This is a genomic window from Paenalcaligenes sp. DL 463, from assembly GCF_057475185.1.
The window spans coordinates 228,259-253,341 of sequence record NZ_JBYBKX010000001.1 but is presented as its reverse complement, the minus strand read 5'-3'; the positions used below and the strand labels follow the sequence as shown (position 1 = coordinate 253,341).

The window sequence follows — 25,083 nt, the reverse complement described above, 5'->3', positions numbered from 1 at the left end:
GTTCTCTTAGATTGAATTTTGCGGTAAGAGGGGGCTTTAGGCCCCATCGAGCGGCGGCGATGGCTCACTAAAGGTACTACTATTCATGTCAGAACAAATCATGACGACTAACGACGCCGGTTACGGTGCAGACTCTATCCGGATGCTTAAGGGCCTTGAGGCTGTACGTAAGCGCCCGGGGATGTACATTGGCGACACCTCAGACGGTACAGGCTTGCACCATATGGTGTTTGAAGTCGTTGATAACGCCATTGACGAGGCGCTAGCTGGTCATTGTGACGAAATCGTGATCACGATTCACTCAGATAACAGTATCTCGGTTCGTGATAATGGTCGCGGTATTCCGACAGATATCCACCGTGATGACGAAGAGCAGCGTAGCGCTGCAGAAATTGTCATGACCGAACTGCATGCCGGCGGTAAGTTCGATCAGAACTCGTACAAGGTATCAGGCGGTCTACATGGGGTTGGGGTTTCGTGCGTAAATGCCCTTTCTGAATGGTTAGAGCTGACGGTATGGCGTAATGGCAGCGAGCATTTTCTGCGTTTTCAACGCGGAGAGCGTGATGCACCCTTAGCCGTAGTGGGCGATGCCGATAAAAGCGGTACCTTAGTTCGCTACCTTGCCGACGATGTGATTTTTAATAACATCGAGTACTCGTACGATATCCTAGCGAAACGCTTACGCGAGCTGTCCTTTTTGAACAACGGCGTTAAAGTTAAGCTGGTCGATGAGCGTCAAGGCAAAGAAGAAGATTTTGCATTCCTAGGCGGCGTGAAAGGTTTTGTTGAATACATCAACCGTAGCAAAAGCGTTTTACATCCCAACGTGTTCTCCGTGAGTACAGAGTCTGAAGCAGGCGGTTCGCTCGTGGGCGTTGAAGTGGCAATGCAATGGAATGACAGCTACGCTGAGACGGTATTGTGTTTCACGAATAACATTCCGCAGCGCGACGGGGGAAGCCACCTAACTGGCTTGCGTGCAGCCATGACCCGTGTGCTAAATAAATACATCAACGACAACGACTTCGCACGCCGTGCCAAGGTGGAAACGGCAGGGGACGACATGCGAGAGGGCCTCTCGTGCGTTTTATCCGTTAAAGTGCCAGAGCCTAAATTCAGTAGCCAAACTAAAGATAAATTGGTGTCGAGTGAAGTGCGTCCCGCCGTTGAAGAAGCGGTTAGCCGTACTTTAGAAACGTGGTTACTTGAAAACCCAGCCGATGCGCGAGCCGTTTGCAATAAGATTGTAGAAGCCGCCCGTGCTCGCGAAGCTGCTCGCAAGGCGCGCGAGGTAACTCGTCGTAAAAGCGTGTTGGAAGGCGCTGGATTGCCAGGGAAACTTGCAGACTGCCAAGAGAAAGACCCAGCGAAATCTGAAATCTATATTGTTGAGGGTGACTCGGCGGGGGGCTCTGCTAAGCAAGGACGTGATCGTAAGTTTCAGGCGATTTTGCCATTGCGCGGAAAAATCTTGAACGTCGAAAAAGCGCGCTTTGATCGCTTGATCGCGAGTGAGCAAATTGCCATCTTGCTAACGGCCTTAGGTTGCAGCATTGGCGCCGATTTTGACATTTCGAAGTTACGCTATCACCGCATTATTATCATGACGGATGCGGACGTTGATGGTGCTCACATTCGAACGTTGTTGTTGACGCTGTTCTATCGTCAAATGCCGCAACTTCTAGAGCATGGCTACGTATATATTGCTCAGCCGCCACTATACAAGGTGAAGGTAGGTCGCGAAGAGCGCTATCTGAAAGATGACGTGGAAGAAGCCGAGTTCATGTTAACCATTGCGTTAAAAGATGCCCAACTTATTCCTAGCGCAGGTGCAGAGCCTATTTCCGGTAGTGCGCTCGAAGATCTCATTCGTCAGTACGTGCTCGCCGATCACGTTATTACGCGTCTGGCTGCGGTGTTTGATAACGATGCGTTATCTGCGGTGGCAGAAGGCGTTGATATCAACTTAGAGAGCGAAGACGAGGCTAAGGCCTCTGCCGAGCGCCTTCAGCGTGTGATTCAAGACCCTGCGAATCCTCATTTTGTGAGCGTAAAGCACGAGCAAGATGTTAATAACGAATCGTGGCGTGTGGTGGTAAATCGTCTGCACCACGGTAACTATCGTATTAGTATTTTCGATGTTCCCTTTGTCCTCAGTGCCGATTATCAGGCGCTTAAGCGCTCGGGTAAGACCTTATTGGGGCTCATTGGCGAAGGTGCGGTGATGGCCCGTGGTGAGGGCGATCGTCGTAAAGAGCAGCCGATTGATGACTTCCGTGATGCGGTGCAATGGTTACGCTCTGAGGCTGAGAGAGGGGTATCAAAGCAACGCTATAAAGGTCTGGGCGAGATGAACCCAGATCAGCTTTGGGAAACGACGATGGACCCTACTGCAAGACGTTTGATGCAGGTACACATCGAAGACGCGATGGCAGCCGACGAGATCTTCACGACCTTAATGGGTGACGAGGTCGAGCCACGACGAGCCTTTATTGAAAGCCATGCTTTGCAGGCTGGAAATATTGACGTGTAACGATTGTGTAGGTAGACCGTAAGCTAAGAAACTGAGAGCCATAAGTTGAGAAGCTTATGGCTCTCAGTGCCTCAAAGCTGTAACCTCGGCTACCAGCTGGGTGTTTTCTAGCTTTCACAGACAATTTTTGCCTAGCTGTCTGTAAATGAGAATTATTGTTATTATCAGTTATCTCATTTTTTCACAGGCTCTTGCTTTCATGTCTGACCGCCGTGCCTTTCGTAAAATCTGGCTTGCTCACTACAGCGAGCTGCTGGGGGCGTGGCGTGGTCGATCTCAGCTCGACCACGATGTGGAAGACGCCATGCACGATGCTGTGCTGCGCATACTAGAAAACGGTTCAGTATCGGCCAATAACCCAGCCGCCTATTTGCAACGCAGTACCTCCAATGGTCTGATCGATCGGCACAGGCGGGAGAAAAAGCTGCCTATGGTGCCTTTGCACGAGCTGCATGAGTCCGAGCATCCACTGGCAACAGGCCCAGAGTCCGAGGCTTATTCTAGCCAGATGATCCACGACTTAAGAGTGGTTCTGGATGAGTTGCCCGACATTTGCAGGCAGGTGTATATTTACCAGCGACTAGAGGGAAGCTCCCATGCCGAGATTGCCAGTGAACTGGGTATCTCTCGTGCCATGGTTGAAAAGCACATGAACAAAGCGTTGCGACATTTGAGCACAAGGTTACAGAAGTATGCCCCCTGATGTCGTGAAAGCGGCGACCGCAGAGGATCAAGCGGCTGCCTGGTTTTCTCATTTGCGCTCGGGTGATGCCTCGTCCGGAGATTGGCGTGCCTTCGAGCTATGGCGTCAGTCCGATCAGGAGCATGATCGCTGTTACCGTCATCTGGAGGCGATCTGGCACGCGACCTTGCAGATCCCTGAGCCCGATCTGCGGGCCGCTTTGCAAGCATCGCGCCCATCTACCGCTGTTAACAAGTCTCGTCGCCGTTTTGCCTGGGGTATGAGCGCAGGGCTGTGTGCTGCGGGCTTGATTGCTGCTGTGGGCCTACGGTCGGGCCTGAGAACAGAGCTTTCCTATCAAGTCACATTGACAACCCCACGCGGGCTGCACGAAACATTGCGTCTGCCCGACGGCTCTACCTTGATGGCCAATACCGGCACACGAGCACAGATTCGGTTTTACGAGAATGAGCGTGTCGTTTACCTGTATGCGGGCGAGGTGTTCTTTGATGTGCAGCCTGATCGGTCTCGCCCGTTTGTAGTGGATGCCGGGCAGAGCAGGGTGGTGGTTACCGGCACGCGATTCAATGTTCTGCATGAGCAGCAGCAATTGCAGGTGACGGTAGAGTTTGGCTCGGTCAAGGTGCAGCAGGGTTCCTGGTGGGACCGCGATACGCGCTTGCTGGAGCGTGGACAATCCGTCTATACGGTCGAGGGTGCTCCTTTGGGGCAGGCGCAAAAGGCCGACTTGAATACCAGTCTGGCCTGGCGTAGCGGCATGATTGTGTTCGAGAATACACCGTTGGAGCAGGCGGTGGCACAGATCAATCGTTACTTGCCACAAGCGGCCGTCTTTGATGCGCCCCGTTTTGCTTCCTACAAGGTGGCTGGGGTTTTCAGTGTGAATGAGCCTTTGGCTTTGATCCACACCTTGCCGGAACTGGTGCCGGTAAAAGTCTAAACCTTGCCCAATGGACAACTGAGAATCAGTGAGTAAAGAATGAGCTCGCTTGGCAATTCGGATTCAGTGAATTAATTATTAAAAATGATTCTCATTTTTATTCCGGTGTTTTGATTCTCGTTCGTTGATAGAGTAAGGGGAGTTGTTTTATGTCGTAGACGGCAGCGCCCATCATCTTGTCATGAGGCTGCCTTTGGTGTGCCTCGCTACTCTTTGGACCTAGTCAGACTGTGAATACACCGACCTTTTCTGTGTGGCGCAAAAAGCCCGCGTTCAATACACGCTTGACGATTCTGGCAATTAGCCTGACCTGCGCCATCAGCGCATTGCCGTTGGACGTGCGTGCGCAGGCTCCAGCCACCTCTATCAATCTTCCTGTACAGTCTCTCAGCAAGTCCTTGTTGCAGTTGGGGCAACAAGCATCGGTACAGATTCTCTTCTCTCAGGAATTGGTGGATGGCCATCAGGCATCGGCCTTGTCGGGCAGCTATTCTCCCGAACAGGCTTTGCAGCAATTGCTGGTGGGCACGGGTATCACTTACAAGCGCAAGGGCAATACCATCAGCCTGACGCCGGACCCGGCTTCCTCGGTGGCCGAGCTGTCTGCCATTACCGTCAAGGGCGGGATTTTGGGTGACTTGTCGCCTGCCTATGCGGGAGGGCAAGTGGCAACAGGTGGCAGTCTGGGTTTGCTGGGTTCCGTGGATGTTATGGACAACCCCTTTAGCACCTCCAACTACACCTCCCAATTGCTCTATGACCAGCAGGCCAGAACTCTGGCCGATGTGGTAGTGAATGATGCGGCTGTACGTACGACGACCTCTACCGGCGGTTTTGGCGAGGATTTTGTTATTCGCGGTTTTGCGGTGGGTAGTGGCGATGTCAGCGTGAACGGTCTGTACAGTCTGGTGTCTTCCAGTCGTGTACCCGTGCAGATTCTGGAGCGTGTGGAAGTCCTGAAAGGGCCTGGTACCCTGATGCGTGGTATCCCGCCCGGAGGAAGCATAGGCGGGGCGATTAACCTGGTTACCAAGCGGGCTGAGGACGAGCCGCTGACTCGCATGACGGCCAGCTATATCAGTCAGGCGAACTTGACGGCACAATTGGATGTGGGCCGACGATTTGGTGAAGACAAGGAATGGGGCGTGCGCTTTAACGGCGTCAAGCGCGGTGGGGAAGCCACGTTACGCGATGGTAAGCAGGATCTGGGTATGGGCGCCTTGGGCGTGGACTATAGAAGCAGCCGTTTGCGCTGGTCTGCGGATGTCATCTACCAGGAAGATACGCTGGAAAACATCCGTTCGCAAATTGGCTTTCAACGACATCTGACCGAGCTGCCTGCACCTCCTGACGGACGTACCAATTTCTACCCTGATACCCGTCTGACCCAACGCGACAGCACTATTATGTCCCGTCTGGAATATGACCTCAGTGACTCGGTAACCGGGCATATCGGGGTAGGCTACCGCCATGGTAAGAATCGCCAGATTTTCCCGGTGAACGTGGAACCGGGTAATCCCAATGTGCGTCAGTCTGTGGATGCTGATGGCAATTTCAGTGTGATCTCCACGTTCTATGACTCCTACTCCAAAACGCTAAGCAGCGATGCGGGTTTGAGCGTGGATTTCGATACGGGCAGCGTAGCGCACAAGCTGGCTTTTGGGGTGAGCTACATGGATCAGGAGCTGGGCAATGCCTACAGCCCTGGTACGGAAGTGGCAGACTCCAATATTTACAATCCTGCGCCTATTCCGGCAGGACCGTCAGAGCGACTGACGCCGCAAAAAGCATCCAGCACTGGCCTGCTCAGCTTTGCCGTGGCAGATACCTTGTCCTTTGCGGATGACCGCGTCTTGCTAACTGTAGGTGCACGTCGTCAGACCGTGGATGTCACCAGCTTCAATACGACCACAGGTGTGAAAACCTCCAATTACAAGGCCAGCTCCATCTCGCCCTTGGCGGGGATTGTGATCAAGCCCATGGAGAATGTCTCGGTCTTTGCCAACTTTACCGAAGGTTTGACGCGCGGCACGATTGTTGGGGCTACCTACGCCAACCGTGGCGAGATTCTCAAGCCTTTCAAGTCCCGTCAGTATGAGGCGGGTGTGAAAGTGGATTGGGGCGACATCATGACCTCAGTTTCCTTGTGGCAAATTGCCCAGCCTGCAGGGCAAGAGGACGGAAATAATGTCTATGGCTACTTTGGCGAACAGCGTAACCGTGGACTGGAGCTGAGTGCTTACGGTGAGTTGATGCCAGGTTTGCGCATGATGGCCAGTGCTGGCTTTACGCAAGGCAAGCTCACCAAAACCCAGAACGGTGTGAACGAAGGTAATCGGGCACCGGGCGTACCTGTAAGCACCTATAACCTGGGTCTCGATTGGGATACCCCTTGGGTACAAGGACTGAGCCTGAATGGTCGTGTGATTCACACTTCGTCCCAATACCTGAACAATACCAATACCTTGAAGCTGCCCGCCATGACCCGCTTTGACGTGGGCGCGCGTTACTACACCGATATTGCTGGCAAGGAGGTGGTGTTCCGAGCCAATATCGAAAACTTGACCGACAAGCACTACTGGTTGGCTTCCAGCAACTTTGCCACCAACGGGGCGGGGCGCACGTTTATGTTGTCGTCCTCCATGAACTTCTGATTTGCTGATTTTTAACGTTGAGCAGAGTTTTGCGGCGGCTTTTGGTGCCGCGAAGCTCTGTCTAAACATGGTTGGGAAGAACAAAATGTTGAAACGATGTTTTTTTATGTCCGTTTTGTCGGCAGCCTTATTGAGTATGACCGTGCATGCTCAATCCATTCAGCCGTCTGTGCAGCCCTTGAGCCCAGAATTGGCACAGCGCAGTTCGATTACCGTTGATGGTGCCCTGCGCAAGGATCTGGCTTACGGGATTTACCAGATGGCTTACAGCGCCTCTGAAAAGGCTCTGTATGTAGCTTCGGCAGAGATGCTCGATGGTGTGCGAGGTGGAGCGCTCTACAAGCTGGACCCGCAGACTCTGGATGTACTGGGGGTGATTCACACCGATGAAGGCAATTTTGGCTTGAGCAGCAATACCGAGGGGAATGTGCTATTTATGACTAATAGCCTGAATCCGGCGGTCGCGCGCGTGGAACTGGGTGAAAAGGGCAGCCTGAAACGAACGGCTTTCAGCAATATGGGAACGGATGGTTTTAAAGTGGGGCCACGTACCGTCAAGCTGGATGAAGTTCATAAGCGTCTGTATGTGGGTGGCGTGGGTAATCCGGCGGTGATTTGGGTGCTGGATGCTAACAGCATGGAAGTGCTCGACACAATTGAAAATGCAGGCAAGTGGGTGACCGGCCTGTTGCTGGATGCCGATCATCGTCGTATGTATGCAGGCAATGGCGATGGAGAAGTGCTGGTTATTGACATGGACAAGAATCAGATCGAACAGCGCTGGAAACCTGTCGGAGACAAACCTGCGATCCTGCTGAACTTTGCTCTGGACCAGAAGCGCAATCGTTTGTACGTCACAGAAAATCAGCATCAAAAAGCGGTTTATGTGCTGGATGCCAGCACAGGCAGAGTGCTGGAGAAACTGAACGTAGGAGATACTTTGGATATTGTCCATAACCCAAAGCGCGACGAGTTGTATGTGTCGCACCGCCAACAGGGTAAGGTGTCTGTGCTGGATGCAGGCAGTTATGCGATAAAGGCGGAATATAGTTTGCCTACTCATCCCAACAGCCTGTTGCTGGGACCTGATGATCAGCTGTATGTCACGGTGAAGGCTCCGTTCACACCTGACCATAAGGTCAGCGCTCGGGAAAGCGTAGTGCGTATTGATTTGGGCAAAATCTGATTGCAGTTTAGGTAGGGCCTTTTTATATTGCTGGCACCCCATTCAGGGGCAACGGCTTGAGTTGAGAGCCATACGTCGAGAAACTTATGGCTCTCAAACATTTTAGGCTACGATGGGGGATACTCGAAGCCTTTGTTGCCAGTCGGGAGCAGCCTCTTAAACTTATTCTTGTAGGGACAATCATTGTTCAGAGACTTGATTAACGATCTTGACGGTTATTCTATAGAGTCCCATCTGTTCTTGGATGTGCCATTCGTACCCAGTGACGAGAATGTTATCGAGGCGATGCTGAATTTAGGCAATGTGGGCTCCAAGGATTTGCTGTACGATTTGGGCTCGGGCGATGGCAGAATTCTCATCACCGCCGCGCAAAATCGGGGAACACGTGGTATCGGCATTGAGCTGGATCCGATGCGTATCGCCGACGCTATGGAAGATGCTGGGCATGCCCGCGTGGAACATCTGGTTAATTTCGTCGAAGAAGACATTTTTACCGCCGATTTCAGCGCCGCCACCGTCATTACCCTCTACTTGCTGGATTCGGTTAACGCGCAGCTTAAGCCTCGACTGCTCGAAGAGCTAAAGTCCGGCACTCGGATTATTTCGCATGCCTTTGATATGGGCGATTGGAAAGCCGATGAACGGCTGAGGCTTGGTGGCATCAGTCTCTACAAATGGATTGTGCCGGCGCAGGTGGCGGGCACTTGGCAATGGGACGGCTTAGACGGCCTAAGGGTGCAGGTCGAGCTTAAGCAAAAATACCAGCGGGTCTCGGGCAAGGCTTGGCTGGCAGGCGAAGCCGTGGATTTGAAAAGCGCCAAGCTCTGCGGCGGTCATCTGGAGCTCATTATCCAGGAAGATAAAGCAGCCACGCCCAAGACTTACACCCTAAATTTCGAAAAAAACCAGCTGCTGTCGATCTTGGAAGGCTCAGAAGCTGTGGTAGCCGTGTCTATGAACGGCGGCAGTCAGCCAGACTAAGCATTCGCCCGCTGCGGACATCAGCATCGCATCAAAAGGCTCGTTGCTTTCGTTCGAGGCCCCGGTGGCCAATACAACAACCTCTAAGGGTTAGTCCTATAGTCACACGCCGAGTCAGTGTAATGTTGACCGCTTTTTTAGCACGCTATATAACATGTATTTTAAATGTATGTTTAAGGTGTCGTCACATGTTGTCAGAGGCTCAATTAGCGTTAATTCAAGGGACAGTGCCAGCTTTGCGTGAACATGGCGTTGCGTTAACCACGTATTTTTACAAGCGTATGCTGGACCGCAATCCAGAGTTGAAAGAAGTGTTTAATCTGGGGCATCAGGCTAGCGGGGGGCAAGCTAAGGCCTTAGCGAATGCAGTGTTGGCCTATGCTGAGAACATTAATCAGCTAGAGAAGCTGGGTGATAGTGTTGGTTTGATTGTGTCGAAGCACGTCAGCTTAAATATTCAGCCTGACCAGTATGACATTGTGGGATCGAACCTGTTGCATTCAATCAGTGAAGTGCTAGATGTGCCGATGGACAGCGAGTTGATTCAGGCGTGGGGCATTGCGTACCAACAACTGGCGGATATTTTGATTGGGGCAGAGAAAGCCAACTATGCGGCGCAGCTTGAGCAAACTGGGGGTTGGAATGGCTGGCGCGAGTTTGAAGTGGTAAGAAAAGTAGATGAGAGCAGCGTTATTAGCTCTTTTTACTTGAAGCCTAAAGATGGTGGGCAAATTCCCAAGTACGAGTCGGGCCAGTTTGTGTCGATTCGTGTTTTGATGCCAGAGCTGGGTCATAAGCAGCCACGTCAATATACCTTGTCGAGCCACTACACTGCTAACGAATACCGTATTTCGGTGAAGCGCGAAGCGAAGACTGAGTTTTCAGTGTCGAATGTGTTGCATGAAACCGTGAAGGTGGGTGATACGGTAGAGTTGTCGAACCCGAACGGTAATTTTGTGTTGAAGAATAAAGAAAAAACCAACGTGTTTATTAATGCGGGCGTGGGTTTAACGCCAATGGTTTCGATGTTGGGCGAGTTGGCCGAGCAAGGAAGTACGCAAGCCATATCCTTTATTCACGCATGTCAGAATGACCAAGTGTTGGCGATGCGCAGCTTGTTAGAAGATTTGCAGCCTAAACTGCCACAATTAAAAACCTATTTAGCATGTGAACAAAGCGAAGACAGTGCCTTGCACGTTGATCGTGTTGGACGACTGGACTTGTCAGAGCTGGATGAAAGCTTATTGCCTAAAGATGCAGATTACTACTTGTGTGGGCCGCTGGGCTTTATGAAAGCACAATACGAGTCACTGAATAACTTGGGCATAGAAAAGTCGCAAATTCATATGGAACTATTTAGCACAGGTGGGTTAGCTGAACTAGAAGCCTAATAAGAAACGCCGCTTTTTTATATAAGCGGCGTTTTCTGTTCTTGCGGGCGAACGTGCCTATAATTAAGCTTGAAGCACGTATTCCAACGTTTCTACCACTTGTTCCGGTGTGGTGGCCCACGCTAGGGCGTTGGCATCTACTTCTTTAAGCGGATGCACGATATCTTCAGCGTGCAAGGTAATGTAGGGTTTTCCTAAGGCCGCACAGAAGCCAGCGTCGAAAGCGGCATTCCATTGTTTGTACTTATCACCAAAGCGTACCACCACGAGGTCGCTTTTTTCGATAAGAGTTTTGGTACGGATGGCGTTAACTTTGGATGATTTATGATCACGCCAGAATTGATGATTGCTTTCTGGCCCTAAATGATCACCGGCAGCATCGCTTGCGTCGTGATCGGTAACAGGGGCAGTAAACGTAACGTCCAAGCCAGCCTCTTTAGCACCGCGTTCGATTTGTTCGCGCCAGTCGGTGTGAATCTCGCCAGAAAGGTACACGTTAAAACTCATGTTAGCTCCGAAAGCTTGAAGATGTGCGTGCTGGTTTTGCAGCATTTCATCTTCTGTCGATATAAAAGATATCAGGTTAGCATTTTGTACTCGGGCGATAAAGTTATGAGCAGTATTTGTCCATTTGGTAGCAGGATACGACGTAAAACATCGACTGCTGGACGGACATTATTGATATTTATTAATGCATTAGCACACAACAGGGCGCTTTTAGGGATAAAATAACGAGGCCTAAGTTTCTGCTGCGCTGCAATAACGCGCTTTTCATCTACTTATACTTAGCCTTTGGCGTCCTGAATTTTTGTCATGCCACTGTATCTATAGACTCCTGAGTCTTATTATTGAGAGATTTCAGCAATGAAAAAAGTTGTCCGTGCGAAGCTGCATGGCATTACGATTACCGGTGCCGATTTAAACTATCACGGTTCTATTACCTTAGATCCTGAAATTTGCGAAAAAGCTGGCATTTTGCCAATGGAGTTCGTGGAGATCTGGAATAAAGATAGTGGTGCGCGTATTTCTACGTATGTCATTTACGGAGAGCCGGGCTCAAGGTGCTGTGTGTTAAATGGCGCTGCGGCTCGTACGTGTCAGCGTGGCGACCAAATTATTATTTGTGCAACGGAATACATCGACACCCCCGATATTTATCAGCTACGCCCTGTGGTGTTGACGTTTAAGCCGGGTAATCACATTGATGAAGTTATGCGCTACGAGGTGAACAAAACCCCTGAGCGTGAATTTGACTTTAAGATCGTGCGTGAAGCGCAAATGGCCGGTACTGATCGGGTGTTAGGCCGCGTAAACGTGGATGCCTTAAGTAAAGACTTACGAGACCGTGGTTTAGATGATCGCGCCATTGCTGATGTGCTGTCTTGTCATCTAAGCGAGTTTACTGAGTAAAACGGTAGGGTTTAACGCCTCAGGTTAAATGCTGATACCTAGCATTTTCCACTACCATATAGCTTGTTGTTATATTCAAATCGTTATTGCTTCGTATGAAACGAATAAAGCTGCGCCATAATATAACTTACGGCTATTTAATGCGCTGTGAAGCCTAGCAATAGCCACAGTGTTTTCCACTGAAGGGAATAATATTGGAGGCAGCGGAGTGAATTCGCTGCTTTTTTCATTGAATGATAGAGTTACGCAACATCTCCCAGCGTTTTGAAGGAGCGGACGGGCCGGTCAATGCACTGGACGATGTCAGTATATCCGTGAACGCCGGAGAAATTTTCGGCATCATCGGTCGCAGCGGCGCAGGGAAAAGTACCTTAGTGCGCGTGATCAATTTGCTTAATAGGCCCACCGCTGGGTCTGTGCATGTTGCAGGTCGTGAACTGACGTCATTATCCGCCGATGAGCTACGCGCGGCACGCCGAGAAATCGGTATGATTTTTCAGCATTTCAACTTGCTCTCGTCACGCACGGTTTACGACAATGTTGCCTTACCCCTAGAGCTGGCTGGTGTATCGAAGGCCGAGATCAGTAAACGCGTATTGGCATTGCTGGATTTGGTGGGTTTAAGTCATCAAAAAGATCGTTATCCTGCGCAGATAAGTGGCGGACAGAAGCAGCGCGTAGGGATTGCCCGCGCTTTAGCGAGCGAACCTAAGGTGTTGTTATCTGATGAGGCCACTTCGGCTCTTGATCCAGAAACCACACGTTCTATTTTAGATTTACTGAAGCGCATCAATAAAGAGTTGGGCTTAACCGTGGTGCTGATTACGCATCAAATGGAAGTGATTAAGCAAATTTGCGATCGCGTCACCGTATTAGAAGCTGGGAAGGTGGTTGAGCAGGGCCGAGTGTTGGATGTGTTTTTACGCCCCCAACATAGCGTGACCCGCGCCATGATTGGCGACATTATTGCGCAAGAGCTGCCTTCCGGTGTGCGTGATCGTATACGCGCCAAAATGGAGGTGGGCAAGCATCGTTTGTATCGCTTTGCCTTCAGTGATACTAGCGTGGATCAGCCCTTAATCTCGGAAGCCATTCGACGCTATGATTTAGATTTTAATATTTTGCACGGTCAAATCGATGAGCTGCAAGGCCATGCCTTTGGTTCGTTGGCGGTGCTGGTTGGTGGGGAACCTACGAAAGTGGTGGACGCCGTTAAGTATTTAAGTGACCGCGGTGTGGTCGTCGAAGAACTCTCTTACGAAGGCTAAAGCGATGACCTCTGTTTTTACACCTCAAATGCTTGATTTGTTTTTGACCTCGTTTAACCAGACGCTTTATATGGTGACGGTGTCGTGGGGAATAGGAAGTGCCATAGGCTTGCCCTTGGGGGTGCTGCTTTACTTAACCAGTAAAGGCGGTATTTTGCAGAATCTGGCGATGAATCAGTCTATCGGGGTGGTGGTGAATGCGGTGCGTTCTGTCCCCTTTATTATTTTGCTGGTTGCCGTCATTCCTTTCACCCGTTTTGTGGTGGGAACCTCCATCGGTACGGCCGCTGCGATTGTGCCTTTAGCGATTGCTGCAGCTCCGTTTGTGGCGAGGCTTATGGAAAATGCCTTGCGTGAAGTCGATCGCGGCTTAATTGAAGCGGCACAAGCGATGGGAGCCACAACCCGACAAATTGTTTTTAAGTTTTTACTGCCTGAAGCCCTTCCCGGAATTATTGCGGGGCTTACGGTGACCTTTGTAAGTCTGGTCAGTTATTCGGCCATGGCCGGAGCGGTAGGTGGTGGTGGATTGGGTGATTTAGGTATTCGTTATGGATACCAGCGTTTCTTGCCAGAAGTCATGCTGGCAGTCGTGCTCATTCTGATATTTTTTGTACAGTTCATCCAGTTCTTCGGGGACTGGTTGGTTCGTCGCGTTAGTCGCCGTTAACAACAAGGTTTGCTGCGTTACATTCTTTTTGAGGCATAGATTATGAAATTGGCTTTTACTCAGCGTTGGTTTCTGTGCATTGGGGCTTCCCTGATGCTATTAAGCGGAGCTGCTCAAGCAGAGAAGAACAGCATCACTATCGGTGTTACAGGTGGACCACATGCCCAAATCATGGAGCAAGTGAAGAAAGTAGCCGCCGAAGATGGTTTAGAAATTAAGGTTATCGAGTTCAGCGATTACGTCCAACCCAATGTGGCCTTAGCCAGTGGCGATTTGGATGCCAATAGCTATCAGCACTTTCCTTATTTGGAAGTGCAAATGAATGATCGTGGCTACAAATTGAGCAACATTGCACCGACAGTTATTTATCCGATGGGCTTGTATTCTAAAAAGATAACTGATCTGGACGAGGTCAAAGAGGGCGCTCGTGTAGCGATTCCGAATGACCCCACGAATGGTGGACGTGCGTTGATGTTATTGGAAACAGCAGGCCTATTAACGCTTCGTGATGGCGTTGGCTTGACGGCGACACCGTTAGATGTGGTTGAGAACCCTAAGAAGCTCAACATTGCTGAGTTAGACGCCGCACAGTTGCCCCGTTCGCTTGATGACGTGGACTTTGCTGCCGTTAACACCAACTTTGCAATGGAAGCCGGATTGATACCGCGTGATGATGCGTTGGTACTTGAAGATCCTAATAGCCCGTATGCCAATATTATTGTTGTACGCACCGAAGATAAAGATGAAGAATGGGTTAAGCGCTTGGTTAACGCCTACCATTCCGATGTGATTAAGCAGTTTATCGATGAAGAGTTTAAAGGTTCTATCGTTTCTGCTTGGTAGTTGTCATTGCTATACCTGTTAGGCTAGCGTAGCGAAAACTAGCCTTACAGGGTTCTACCATGAGTTGTTCAATGTCAACGCGCCGTATTGCTCATTTGGATATGGACGCTTTTTATGCCTCTGTCGAGTTATTGCGTTATCCAGAGCTAAAAGGTGAGGCCGTTGTCATCGGTGGGCGCAGCACAACGGCCCCAGTTACGTTGGCTGACGGAACACGTCGTTATGCAAGGTTAGGGGCTTATGCAGGGCGCGGGGTGGTCACTACCTCGACATACGAAGCGCGTGCGCTGGGTGTTTTCTCGGCAATGGGGTTAATGAAAGCCGCTGAGTTAGCCCCCAATGCCTATTTACTACCCGCCGATTTTGATGCTTATCGGCATTATTCTCGTCTTTTTAAAGCGGCCGTATCCCAAGTATCAGACCGCATTGAGAATCGGGGCATCGATGAGATTTACATCGATCTGTCTCACTTGAATGACGATACTGAAACCTTAGCGCAACGCTTAAAATCGCTTGTTTTTGAAGCGACGGGTCTATATTGCTCTATTGGCATTACGCCTAATAAGCTACTGTCAAAAATCGCATCAGATTTAAACAAACCCAATGGCATTACCCTTTTGTCGATGGAAGATGTGCCTAAGGTGATTTGGCCCTTAGCGGTGAATAAGATCAATGGGGTGGGGCCGAAGGCTTACGAAAAACTACGTAATCTGGGCATTGCTCAGGTGGGTGATTTAGCAAAAGCCTCCCCAGCGTTGTTGCAAGAGCATTTTGGGCGTAGTTATGCTCATTGGTTAACGCAAGTCGCACAGGGTATTGATGACCGTCCCTTAGAGCTTAGCCCTCAGCCTAAGTCCATCAGCAGAGAAACCACCTTCGAGCGCAATATGCACGTACGACAAGATCGCGAAGCGCTGTCGGTCTTGTTTTTACGTTTGTGTGCGCAATTGGAAGCTGACTTACGTCGTAAGGCTGTGCGAGCACAGACCATTGGCGTGAAAATACGGTTTAACGACTTTTCTACGGTCACGCGAGACGGTAGGGTAGACGTGCCCGTCGTGCTGGCTGCCGATATACACCGTGCCGCTGGATTGAGTCTACGCCGAGTTCCCTTTGATAACCCGTCGATTCGTCTTTTTGGTGTCAAGGCAAGTAATTTACTGAGCGAAACGGATTGCGCGCCATTGGACAGTGCCCCAAAACAGTTAACGTTGTATGACGATTTTCGTTAAGTGTTGCGTTTATTCGGCTTGCGGGGAGCCTAAGACGGGGACTTCTGCGTTTGCGCTTGCATTTATATGATTTAGCGTTAAATTAATAGTCTGACAGGCTAAAGGCTTGATCATCCCCTTTATTGTTCTTCCTTTGTTTTACTACCGTAAATACAAGGGTAATGACATGTTGTATGCCGCGAACGTAGTGCGGCTTATATAATCACTTCTCGAATTCATTTTTTACCTATAGGTTGCCGTTATGGAATTTAATCGGTCCGGTGCTAATGCGCTTATGGATATCACCACTCGCCCGGAGCTGGTTTTTACTCGAGGCCAAGGTTCTTGGCTTGAAGATCACAACGGCAAACGCTATTTGGACATGATTCAAGGCTGGGCGGTTAATGCGTTGGGGCATAGCCCTCAGGTGGTTGTGGATGCGATTTGTGCCCAAGCCCAACAGGTTTTGAACCCATCCCCCGGTTTTTATAACGCGCCTGCGATGAAGTTGGCTCAGTTAATCACGGGTGCTTCCTGTTTTGATCGTGTGTTCTTCGCCAATAGCGGGGCGGAAGCCAACGAAGGGGCGATTAAGTTAGCGCGCAAATGGGGGCGCGTACACCGTGACGGTGCTTATAAAATCATTTGTTTCCAAGAGGGGTTTCATGGTCGTACCATAGCGACCATGTCGGCGTCAGGTAAAAAAGGTTGGGATACCATGTTTGCCCCCCAAGTGGATGGTTTTCCTAAAGCCGAATTAAACAACATTGAATCGGTGCGTGCGCTGATTGATGATCAAACCGTAGCGGTGATGCTTGAGCCTGTGCAGGGTGAGGCTGGCGTGATGCCCGCAACTCAGGAGTTTATGAGTCAACTGCGCGCCTTAACGCATGAGCACAATTTGTTATTGATTGTGGACGAGGTGCAAACCGGTATTGGCCGCACAGGCAAAATGTTCGCCTATGAGCACTTTGATATTAAGCCCGATATTATGACGCTAGGCAAAGGGATAGGGGGCGGTATGCCACTGGCAGCCTTGTGCGCGACTGAAGCGGCATCGGTGTTCGCACACGGCGAGCAGGGTGGAACGTACAGTGGAAACCCAGTCACCACCGCGGCTGGTGTGGCTATTTTTGAGACGTTGCAAGCACCGGGCTTTTTTGAGTCCGTGAATGAGCGCGCTGAACAGTTGTCCACAGGCTTGTTGGCGTTAAGTAAAAAATGGGGCATGAAAGGCGAGCGCGGTTTGGGTTTGTTACGCGCGCTGAAGTTAGATCAACATGACGGCCCTGCTATCGTAGAGGCAGCTCGGAATCGTGACCCACAGGGTTTATTGCTCAATGCTCCTCGGCCTGAACTATTGCGCTTTATGCCTGCGTTAAACGTGACGGCTGACGAGATTGATTTAGCACTGAGCGAAGTGGATGCGGTGATCACACAGGTTCGCAGCTAAGCGTTGACTTAACTAGATAGGGTCTAGTGTTGCGTTGTCAGCAATGCGTTCGTTAACCAGTTCATGGTAGCTAACAGGGGCATCAATCAAATGCCCTTGGACCAACCCCTTTTGCCAGCGATCGTAGGCCGCTTTTTCAATGTGGGTGCTGTGCCACATGCCCCACTTTTTAAAGTGGTCGACGACGTCAAGCGCGACGGCGATATCCAGCGTCGGAAATAAACGCGCTAACAGTGGGCGCAATGAATGGGCCGAGGCGTTCATCAGCCAGTCGACTCCACGGTTTAGTGAGCGTACGAAGCGGACTTGGGCATCGGTGTTGTCTCCCGCAGTACCCGTCTCGGTGTAATACACGCTCCAGGGTATGGAACCGCCTGTTTTCGCTAATGATGAGACCACATACGTTTCGCTGCGTTTAGCCATCGTCGCCGCAGTAATGGGGTCGGTGAGCATGTAATCGCCCATCCCCTTGTTGAATAGCTCTGCTAGCATGGCTTCCGGTAAATTTTGTACCAGCTTGATGTCGCTCGTAGAAATGTGGTGTTCGCTGAGTAACAGCGAGAGAAAGAGGCCTGCACTGGCACCGCTACTACCAGCTATCAGAACGGTTTTGCCGCGCAATGCGTCGAAGGCGAACGTTTCGGCGTTGCGGCCAACGATGACCAAGGGACAACGGGCCGAAATTTGTGCAAAGGAAACCAGCTTTCTACCGCGGTTGTGATACATGGCGGGAACCCAGATGCCCCCCAGTACAGCCTGTGCACGATGGGTATTAATCTCGGCTAAAACCTGTTCCCACGGACTGTGTACCACCACATCAAGGTGTAGCGACTCTTGCGCAAAAAAACCGAGTTCTTTGGCGATGTATTCGGGGAGGTAGTTAATACTGTGCCCGGTTGCTGCGATACGAAATGTAGTCATTGTTGTGTCTCGAATCGTGTGTTGAAGCCCAATGATAGACAAAAAAATAGCTGCTACGTAACCGTAGCAGCTATATATAACGAGCGTTTAGTCGTTGCTGATGTTATCGATACATCAAAATCAGCAACGGCAAGCTTTAGCCTTAGGCTTCTGCTTTAAGCACTTGGCGCCAGTGGTGCAACAGGGGCTCTGTGTAACCGCTAGGCTGTTCTACGCCTTTCACGATCAGATCGCGAGCAGCTTGGAAAGCCTTAGAGTTTTCGAAGTTGCCGGTCATCTTGCGGTAGTTAGCATCACCCGCGTTTTGTTCGTCAACAATTGCTGCCATGCGCTTCAAGGTTTCGTCCACTTGTTCTAAAGTGATCACATCGTGCAGCAGCCAGTTAGCAATGTGTTGGCTGGAGATACGCAGCGTAGCGCGGTCTTCCATTAAACCAATGTTGTGGATGTCCAGAACTTTGGACACACCAATACCTTGGTCTACCCAGCGCACAACGTAACCCAGAATACCCTGAACGTTGTTGTCCAGTTCTTCGCGGATTTCTTGCTCGGACCAGTTTGGATTTTCGGCCACAGGTATAGTAAGCAGGTCGTCCAGTGTTTCTACTTTTTGGCCTTCCATGCTTTGCTGAATGGCTTGTACATCTACTTGGTGGTAGTGCAACGCGTGCAGTGTTGCGGCAGTTGGGGAAGGTACCCAAGCAGTGTTACCACCCGCTTTCAGGTGACCAATTTTCTGCTCAAGCATTGCAGCCATCAGGTCGGGCATGGCCCACATACCTTTACCGATTTGTGCGCGACCACGCAGACCGCACTCTAGGCCGGACTGGACGTTGTTGTGCTCGTAAGCAGGCAGCCACTTGGTGTTTTTCATATCGCCTTTGCGAACCATGGGGCCTGCGCGCATGCTGGTGTGCATTTCGTCGCCAGTGCGGTCTAAGAAACCGGTGTTGATGAACACAACGCGGTCTTTTGCTTCAGCGATACACGCTTTCAGGTTAGCACTGGTGCGGCGCTCTTCGTCCATTACACCCAGTTTTACGGTGTTGCGTGGCAAACCGAGGATGTCTTCAACGCGTGTGAACAACTCGTTAGCGAAGGCTACTTCGTCAGGACCGTGCATTTTTGGCTTCACGATGTAGATGGAGCCAGTGCGTGAGTTTTTCTTCAACTCAAGGTCGCGCATGGAAACCAGTACGGTAAATACGGCGTCCATGATGCCTTCAGGGATTTCGTTGCCAGCTTCGTCAAGAATAGCTGGGTTAGTCATCAAGTGACCAACGTTACGCACGAACATCAATGAGCGAGCAGCCAAGGTTTTGGCGTTGCCTTGCAGGTCGGTGTATTGACGGTCTTCGTTCAGTTTACGTGTGAAGGAGCGACCGTTTTTGGTGATTTCTTCGGTAAGATCACCTTTGGTCAGACCCAACCATGTGCGGTAGGCCAGTACTTTGTCGTCAGCATCGACGGCGGCGACGGAGTCTTCACAATCCATGATTGTGGTCAGTGCGGACTCGAGCAGAATGTCTTTAACACCTGCAGCGTCGGTTTTACCAACCGTGTCTTCGCGATCGATTTGGATTTCGAAGTGCAGACCGTTGTGAACGAATACGATTGCTTCGGGGGAAGCGGCATCGCCACGGTAGCCCAACAAGGTTGAGGCATCGGCCAGTGTGGCTTTGCTGCCGTCTTTCAAGCTAACTTCCAATGCACCGTTAACAATGGCGTACTGGGTGGAGTCAGCGTGTGAACCGTTGTTCAGTGGGATGCTGTCGTCGAGGAATTTGCGTGCGAACGCGATTACTTTGGCACCGCGTGCAGGGTTGTACTCTTTACCTGCTGCTGCACCGCCTTCGTCGGAAATGGCATCAGTTCCGTACAGGGCGTTGTACAAGCTACCCCAGCGTGCGTTAGCGGCGTTCAGAGCGTAACGAGCGTTCATGATCGGTACAACCAGCTGTGGACCAGCTTGTTGGGTGATTTCAGTGTCGACGTTCGCGGTGTTTACGCTAACGGCAGCGGGTTCGTCACGCAGGTAGTTGATGCTTTTTAAGAAGCTTTTGTAGGCTTCCATGTCTTTAATGGGACCGGGATTAGCGGTGTGCCAGGTATCCAGCTCGGCTTGCAAACGATCACGTTCAGCTAACAACTCGCGGTTACGCGGTGCTAAGTCGTGAATCAGTTTGTCAACGCCAGCCCAAAAGGTTTTGGAGTCAACGCCAGTACCTGGAATTGCTTCGTTTTCAACAAATTGATGAAGTGCTTCAGCAACTTGAAGTCGCTCGCATGAAATACGTTTAGTCATAAATTACCATTGCCCATAGTAGTGAATGTTAATACGGCGCGCTGAGAGTTTGCGCGATGGTGTTCAGAAGGTTCGAATATCAAAGCAGAGTCTTGGGTTGGAATAGGCTGCCTGAAGGCAGCGATATGCCGTACACGGAAAGCACTGAATGAATACGATTCAGACTTAAAGTTTGTAGCGCTTTTGACGTTGTTAACGTGCGATGAATCACACGATAAGAGGTGAACGGATGGGGTTCGTTCGTACGATATAGTATGAAGTGAACTTTTAATAAGGTCACTCCGTACTTGAAGTATTGGCTTGAGCGTTGGAGAAATGCCCCATTTTTGGGTAATAAACGTTTTTTTGCAGGGTTGAGGCCATACATTCATGGAAGCCTTCGCCTAATCGTTTGCCAATAATGTTGTGGTTGTACCGCTAGAAAGCCTGAGTTTCCGCGAGAAACCGGTGATCTGTCTTATATAAGACCTTCCTGTCTTGTATAAGACTATACCCGTGATTTAGAAGTTTTTATAGGGTCTTTACGCAAAGCGTCCTACTATTGGACAAGTGGTTGTTTGTGCAATTTGTCACACACACCGTATACACTGGTTTTTTGCTCTTAAGCAGGTGGCTACGTTAATTATGTTTGGAACTAAAAATTCGACTCAACAACTCCAGCTTCCGTCTGCGATTGCTTACGAGGGGTTCACCGATGAGGTCGCCGCAACGCAGCGCCTTGTGGAGATCTATCAGCGCAATACGACTTATATTCGCGAGCAATTTAAAAAATGTCTGCGTGACGGTTTTCCGGCAAACGTGCGTTTTCGTGTTTGTTATCCCGCCATACGTATACAAGTGGTGACTCATCAAGAAGTGGATAGCCGTCTGTCGTATGGGCACGTCGTAGAGCCTGGTGTGTATGCAACCACCGTTACGCAACCTGAACTGTATTTTGATTATTTGCGTGAGCAGATTCGTTTGCTGCTAAAGAATCATGGTGTGCCGGTAGAAATCGGAGAGTCTAGCCAACCCATACCTTTACATTTTTGTTTGGGGGATGATTACTCCGTGCCCAGCGTGTACCCAGAGTCTCCAGGCGATACGCTACGGGATCATTTTGATGTGCCTGATCTGGAACACATGGACGATGCCATTGTGAACGGTACGTGGGTCGCGAAGCAAGATGAAGCGCGTCCTCTCGCCCCCTTTACAGCTCCCCGTATTGATTACTCATTACACCGCTTACAACATTACACCGCCACGCGTCCTGAGCATTTTCAGAACTTTGTGCTGTTCACAAATTATCAGTTTTATGTGGATGAGTTTTGCAAATGGGCGTTACGCGAGTTGGAAGAAGAGGGCAGTGAATACACTGCGTTGGTTGAGCCGGGTAATAAGATCACGTTTAAAGGGGGAGAAACGCAGGGCGTGGCGGCTTCACGTACCCCCCAAATGCCGTCTTATCACTTAGTACGGAGTAACCACAGCGGCATTACCTTAATCAATATTGGTGTAGGGCCGTCTAACGCGAAGACGATTACTGATCACGTGGCCGTGTTGCGTCCTTCGGCGTGGATTATGTTGGGTCATTGCGCCGGCTTGCGGACCACACAGCGGTTGGGTGATTATGTGTTGGCACACGGGTATGTGCGGCAAGATCATGTGTTGGATGATGACTTACCGCTTTGGGTTCCCATTCCTCCGCTGGCTGAAATTCAAGTTCCGTTGGAAGAGGCCGTGGCGGAAGTAGCGGGCTTATCAGGTTGGGAGTTGAAGAAGATCATGCGCACCGGCACAGTGGCGTCCATTGATAACCGTAACTGGGAACTACGTGATCATCACGAGCCCGTGCAACGGTTATCGCAGTCTCGCGCTATTGCGCTGGATATGGAGTCAGCCACAATTGCGGCCAATGGCTTCCGGTTTCGTGTGCCCTACGGAACCTTACTGTGTGTGTCTGACAAGCCTTTACATGGCGAGCTGAAGCTGCCCGGTATGGCCAATGCTTTTTACAGTAAGCAGGTAGGGCAGCATTTACATATTGGTATACGGGCGCTGGAGATGGTGCGCGAGATGCCGGCTGAACGGTTGCACTCTCGTAAGTTGCGCAGCTTTATTGAAACGGCGTTTCAGTAAAACTTGTTGCAGCCTTACGTTAAGGATGATGACCCTTTGTCTATGACGGGGTCTTTTCTACCAGTTCGATCAGTTTATCAATCTTCTTTTCTAGCTTCTTCACGCGTTTTTTCAGTTTACGCAGGGACTTGTCTTGTTTGTTCTGTTTCCCAGCCGGCGGGGTGGGACTGGTGTCTTCGTCATCGCTTTGGGGAAGGGCTAGCATGGTGCCTCTGCATGTTTTGGCACCACACAAGCAGGCATACTGCTTTTTAAGTTCAGGTGTGATGGTGTCATCAATGGTGAGCGCGTAGTCGTAGAGTAATTCTTCGCCTTCAGCGATATCGCGTAGGGCTACAATGTAGACACGCGTACCTTGCGAGTTTTCATGTCCTTCGCAGTTAGGTTCACACGAATGATTGATAAACCGTGAGTCGTTGCCCTGATTGCCTCCATCAATTATTTTTCCATTCGATAAGGAAAAGAAAAAAGTATGGTAGGGATCGTTGGGGTCGTATGACTCCATCTTGTCGGCGGCTTTAGCGCTAATGCGTTTGCCCTCGTACTCCATGATGTACGTACCCGAAGGTATGGGTTTGGCGGCGAACACGCCGGTACCATGTAGGTCAGAACGCTTCAGTTTATGCCAGGGTTGCGCAGTAGGTGCCATGAAATGAAATAGCCTTGTAAGAGGAATAAAAACTTTTAACGCACGTTAACCATCTTACGCAAAATGAGTCCGTTGTCTATGTCTGAGAATACCGCGCATCGTAATGGCGCACAAAATTTACTTGATGCTTTAGTGGAGTTAGGGGTGGATACCATCTTTGGTTATCCCGGTGGGGCGGTTCTTCCTCTATACGATGCCCTATACGCCGAGCCGAGAATTCGGCATATTCTGGTACGTCACGAGCAAGGCGCACTACATGCGGCAGAAGGGTATGCACGCACAACGGGCAAGGTGGGCGTGGTGATTGTGACATCGGGCCCAGGAATGGCTAACACCACCAGCGGGCTACTCGATGCGTTATGTGATTCAATTCCTATTCTTTGTATCAGCGGGCAGGTTGCGACAACGGCTATTGGTAGTGACGCGTTTCAAGAGTGTGATGCCGTGGGAATCTCTCGTCCGGTCACCAAGTGGAATGCACAGGTGCAGCATGTGGATAATGTGCGCAGTGCGGTGTACCAAGCCTATCAGAAAGCCAGTCAGGGCCGTCCGGGGCCTGTTTTGCTTGATATCCCTAAGGATGTGCAATTGAGTCTAGCGCGTGCGCCAGAACAAAGCGCAACACAGCTTGAGGCTCAGCCTGAGGCCCCGCTATCGATGGCGGCCATTGAGCAAGCCGCCGAGCTGATCGCTACGGCTAAGCAACCTATTTTTTATGGGGGCGGTGGATTGATTAACTCGGGAGAGCAGGCTTGCCAGCGTTTCACCGAGCTAGTAAAACGCAGTGCCGCCCCATGTACCCTCACCCTGATGGGGTTGGGTGCTTTCCCTGCTTCTGAGCCGCAGTTTATTGGCATGCTAGGCATGCACGGGACGCTAGAGGCCAACTTAGCAATGCACAATGCGGATGTGATTGTTTGCGTGGGGGCCCGTTTTGATGACCGCATTACCGGTCGCATTGCTGATTTTGCACCCAATGCTAAGAAAATGCACATTGATATTGACCCCAAATCCATCGGCAAAGTGGTGGATACGCAAATAGGTTTAGTCGGTGATTGTGGGGCCGTTCTGGAAGCGTTGAGCACGGCATTATTGTCGCACTCAGTACAAGCAGAAAACTTAGCACCTTGGTGGGAACGTATTCGTACATGGCGGGCTCAAGACTCGTTAGGGTATACGCCGCTACCTGACGAAATCGTGCCACAGCAACTCTTCGATCGCTTGAATGAGGCGTTGAAGGGTAAAGATGCCATTGTGTCGACGGATGTGGGGCAGCATCAGATGTGGGCGGCTCAGTATTTAGGCTTTGAGCGTCCTTTACGTTGGTTAACGTCTGGCGGAGCGGGTACGATGGGTTACGGCGTTCCTGCTGCTATCGGCGCGCAAATTGCCCACGCGGATAAACCGGTTGTTTGTGTCAGTGGCGACGCCTCGGTGCTGATGAACATCCAAGAGCTGGCTACCGCCGTGCAGCATCGTACCCCGATTAAAGTGGTGCTTTGTAATAACGGCTACATGGGCATGGTGCGTCAGTGGCAAGAGCTTATTCATGGTGGGCGCTATAGCCACAGCTATAACGAGTCGTTACCTGATTTTGTTGCATTGGCTCAGGCCTTTGGGTGGCAAGCGGCGCGTGTCAGTGATCCGGCAGAGTTGGATGCAGCGTTAGCGGCGTGTTTGAATTCAGATGGGCCGTACTTTTTGGATGTGGTTGTGACCACGCAAGAAAACTGCTTTCCGATGATTCCGGCGGGTAAAGGGCATCATGAAATCATGTTGAAAGCGAACGATTGGTACGTTGATGATACGCAGCCTTAATCCGAGGCGTTAAGCGATCCAGATCA

Annotated in this window: 19 protein-coding genes; 15 read left to right on the top strand and 4 right to left on the bottom strand. The window is 50.6% G+C overall.

The features are described 5' to 3' along the window. The first annotated feature begins 85 nt into the window (after positions 1-85). The 7 genes from gyrB (at position 86) to hmpA (ending at position 10,391) form a co-directional block, all read left to right on the top strand. Positions 86-2,536 carry a DNA topoisomerase (ATP-hydrolyzing) subunit B gene (gene gyrB, locus AC2UZI_RS01185; RefSeq protein WP_486942006.1) on the top strand — a complete coding sequence of 817 codons (2,451 nt, stop codon included), beginning with the start codon at positions 86-88 and terminating at the stop codon, positions 2,534-2,536. A gap of 199 nt (positions 2,537-2,735) precedes the next feature. Next, entirely contained in the window at positions 2,736-3,239 is a 504-nt protein-coding gene (locus AC2UZI_RS01180; protein ID WP_486942005.1) for an RNA polymerase sigma factor, read from the top strand. Next, a complete protein-coding gene (locus tag AC2UZI_RS01175) occupies positions 3,229-4,179 on the top strand; it encodes a FecR family protein (protein ID WP_486942004.1) in 951 nt (316 codons plus the stop codon). Before AC2UZI_RS01180 ends, AC2UZI_RS01175 begins: the two co-directional genes overlap by 11 nt. Positions 4,180-4,409: 230 nt before the next feature. After that, positions 4,410-6,833 carry a TonB-dependent siderophore receptor gene (locus AC2UZI_RS01170; RefSeq protein WP_486942003.1) on the top strand — a complete coding sequence of 808 codons (2,424 nt, stop codon included), beginning with the start codon at positions 4,410-4,412 and terminating at the stop codon, positions 6,831-6,833. Between the two features lies 1 nt (position 6,834). Next, entirely contained in the window at positions 6,835-8,019 is a 1,185-nt protein-coding gene (locus AC2UZI_RS01165) for a YncE family protein (protein ID WP_486942002.1), read from the top strand. 195 nt (positions 8,020-8,214) lie between these two features. Further along, positions 8,215-9,000 carry a class I SAM-dependent methyltransferase gene (locus AC2UZI_RS01160; RefSeq protein ID WP_486942001.1) on the top strand — a complete coding sequence of 262 codons (786 nt, stop codon included), beginning with the start codon at positions 8,215-8,217 and terminating at the stop codon, positions 8,998-9,000. 188 nt (positions 9,001-9,188) lie between these two features. Beyond that, positions 9,189-10,391 carry an NO-inducible flavohemoprotein gene (gene hmpA / locus AC2UZI_RS01155; protein WP_486942000.1) on the top strand — a complete coding sequence of 401 codons (1,203 nt, stop codon included), beginning with the start codon at positions 9,189-9,191 and terminating at the stop codon, positions 10,389-10,391. Positions 10,392-10,454: 63 nt separating this feature from the next. Here hmpA and AC2UZI_RS01150 read toward each other — a convergent pair whose 3' ends face one another. Then, entirely contained in the window at positions 10,455-10,898 is a 444-nt protein-coding gene (locus tag AC2UZI_RS01150; RefSeq protein WP_486941999.1) for a YtoQ family protein, read from the bottom strand. Positions 10,899-11,255: 357 nt separating this feature from the next. Here AC2UZI_RS01150 and AC2UZI_RS01145 point away from each other — a divergent pair, with 357 nt between their 5' ends. From AC2UZI_RS01145 to AC2UZI_RS01120, 6 genes are all read left to right on the top strand, one after another. Further along, positions 11,256-11,801 (top strand): aspartate 1-decarboxylase, encoded by a 546-nt coding sequence (locus AC2UZI_RS01145; protein WP_486941998.1) that lies wholly within the window; start codon positions 11,256-11,258, stop codon positions 11,799-11,801. A gap of 233 nt (positions 11,802-12,034) precedes the next feature. Next, positions 12,035-13,069 (top strand): methionine ABC transporter ATP-binding protein, encoded by a 1,035-nt coding sequence (locus AC2UZI_RS01140; protein WP_486941997.1) that lies wholly within the window; start codon positions 12,035-12,037, stop codon positions 13,067-13,069. Positions 13,070-13,073: 4 nt separating this feature from the next. Then, positions 13,074-13,739, top strand: a complete 666-nt coding sequence (locus AC2UZI_RS01135) for a methionine ABC transporter permease (RefSeq protein WP_486941996.1) — start codon at positions 13,074-13,076, stop codon at positions 13,737-13,739. A gap of 42 nt (positions 13,740-13,781) precedes the next feature. Continuing rightward, positions 13,782-14,582, top strand: a complete 801-nt coding sequence (locus AC2UZI_RS01130; RefSeq protein ID WP_486941995.1) for a MetQ/NlpA family ABC transporter substrate-binding protein — start codon at positions 13,782-13,784, stop codon at positions 14,580-14,582. A gap of 59 nt (positions 14,583-14,641) precedes the next feature. Beyond that, positions 14,642-15,814 (top strand): DNA polymerase IV, encoded by a 1,173-nt coding sequence (gene dinB, locus AC2UZI_RS01125; RefSeq protein ID WP_486941994.1) that lies wholly within the window; start codon positions 14,642-14,644, stop codon positions 15,812-15,814. A gap of 241 nt (positions 15,815-16,055) precedes the next feature. Then, positions 16,056-17,246: an acetylornithine transaminase gene (locus AC2UZI_RS01120; protein ID WP_486941993.1), complete on the top strand. Its 1,191-nt coding sequence runs from the start codon at positions 16,056-16,058 to the stop codon at positions 17,244-17,246. A gap of 12 nt (positions 17,247-17,258) precedes the next feature. Here AC2UZI_RS01120 and AC2UZI_RS01115 read toward each other — a convergent pair whose 3' ends face one another. Together AC2UZI_RS01115 and AC2UZI_RS01110 are read right to left on the bottom strand one after the other, a co-directional pair. Further along, positions 17,259-18,167, bottom strand: coding sequence for an ABC transporter substrate-binding protein (locus tag AC2UZI_RS01115; protein WP_486941992.1), 909 nt, complete (start codon positions 18,165-18,167; stop codon positions 17,259-17,261). Positions 18,168-18,309: 142 nt separating this feature from the next. Continuing rightward, positions 18,310-20,472, bottom strand: coding sequence for a malate synthase G (locus tag AC2UZI_RS01110; protein ID WP_486941991.1), 2,163 nt, complete (start codon positions 20,470-20,472; stop codon positions 18,310-18,312). Between the two features lie 624 nt (positions 20,473-21,096). Here AC2UZI_RS01110 and AC2UZI_RS01105 point away from each other — a divergent pair. After that, positions 21,097-22,590: an AMP nucleosidase gene (locus AC2UZI_RS01105; RefSeq protein WP_486941990.1), complete on the top strand. Its 1,494-nt coding sequence runs from the start codon at positions 21,097-21,099 to the stop codon at positions 22,588-22,590. 40 nt (positions 22,591-22,630) lie between these two features. Here the strand turns inward: AC2UZI_RS01105 and AC2UZI_RS01100 are convergent, their stop codons facing one another. Continuing rightward, a complete protein-coding gene (locus AC2UZI_RS01100) occupies positions 22,631-23,239 on the bottom strand; it encodes an SET domain-containing protein (RefSeq protein ID WP_486941989.1) in 609 nt (202 codons plus the stop codon). 78 nt (positions 23,240-23,317) lie between these two features. On the opposite strand from AC2UZI_RS01100, the gene ilvB reads away from it, so the two are divergent. Then, on the top strand, positions 23,318-25,057 hold the full coding sequence (ilvB, locus tag AC2UZI_RS01095) for a biosynthetic-type acetolactate synthase large subunit (RefSeq protein WP_486941988.1): 1,740 nt from the start codon (positions 23,318-23,320) through the stop codon (positions 25,055-25,057). Positions 25,058-25,083 lie beyond the last annotated feature (26 nt).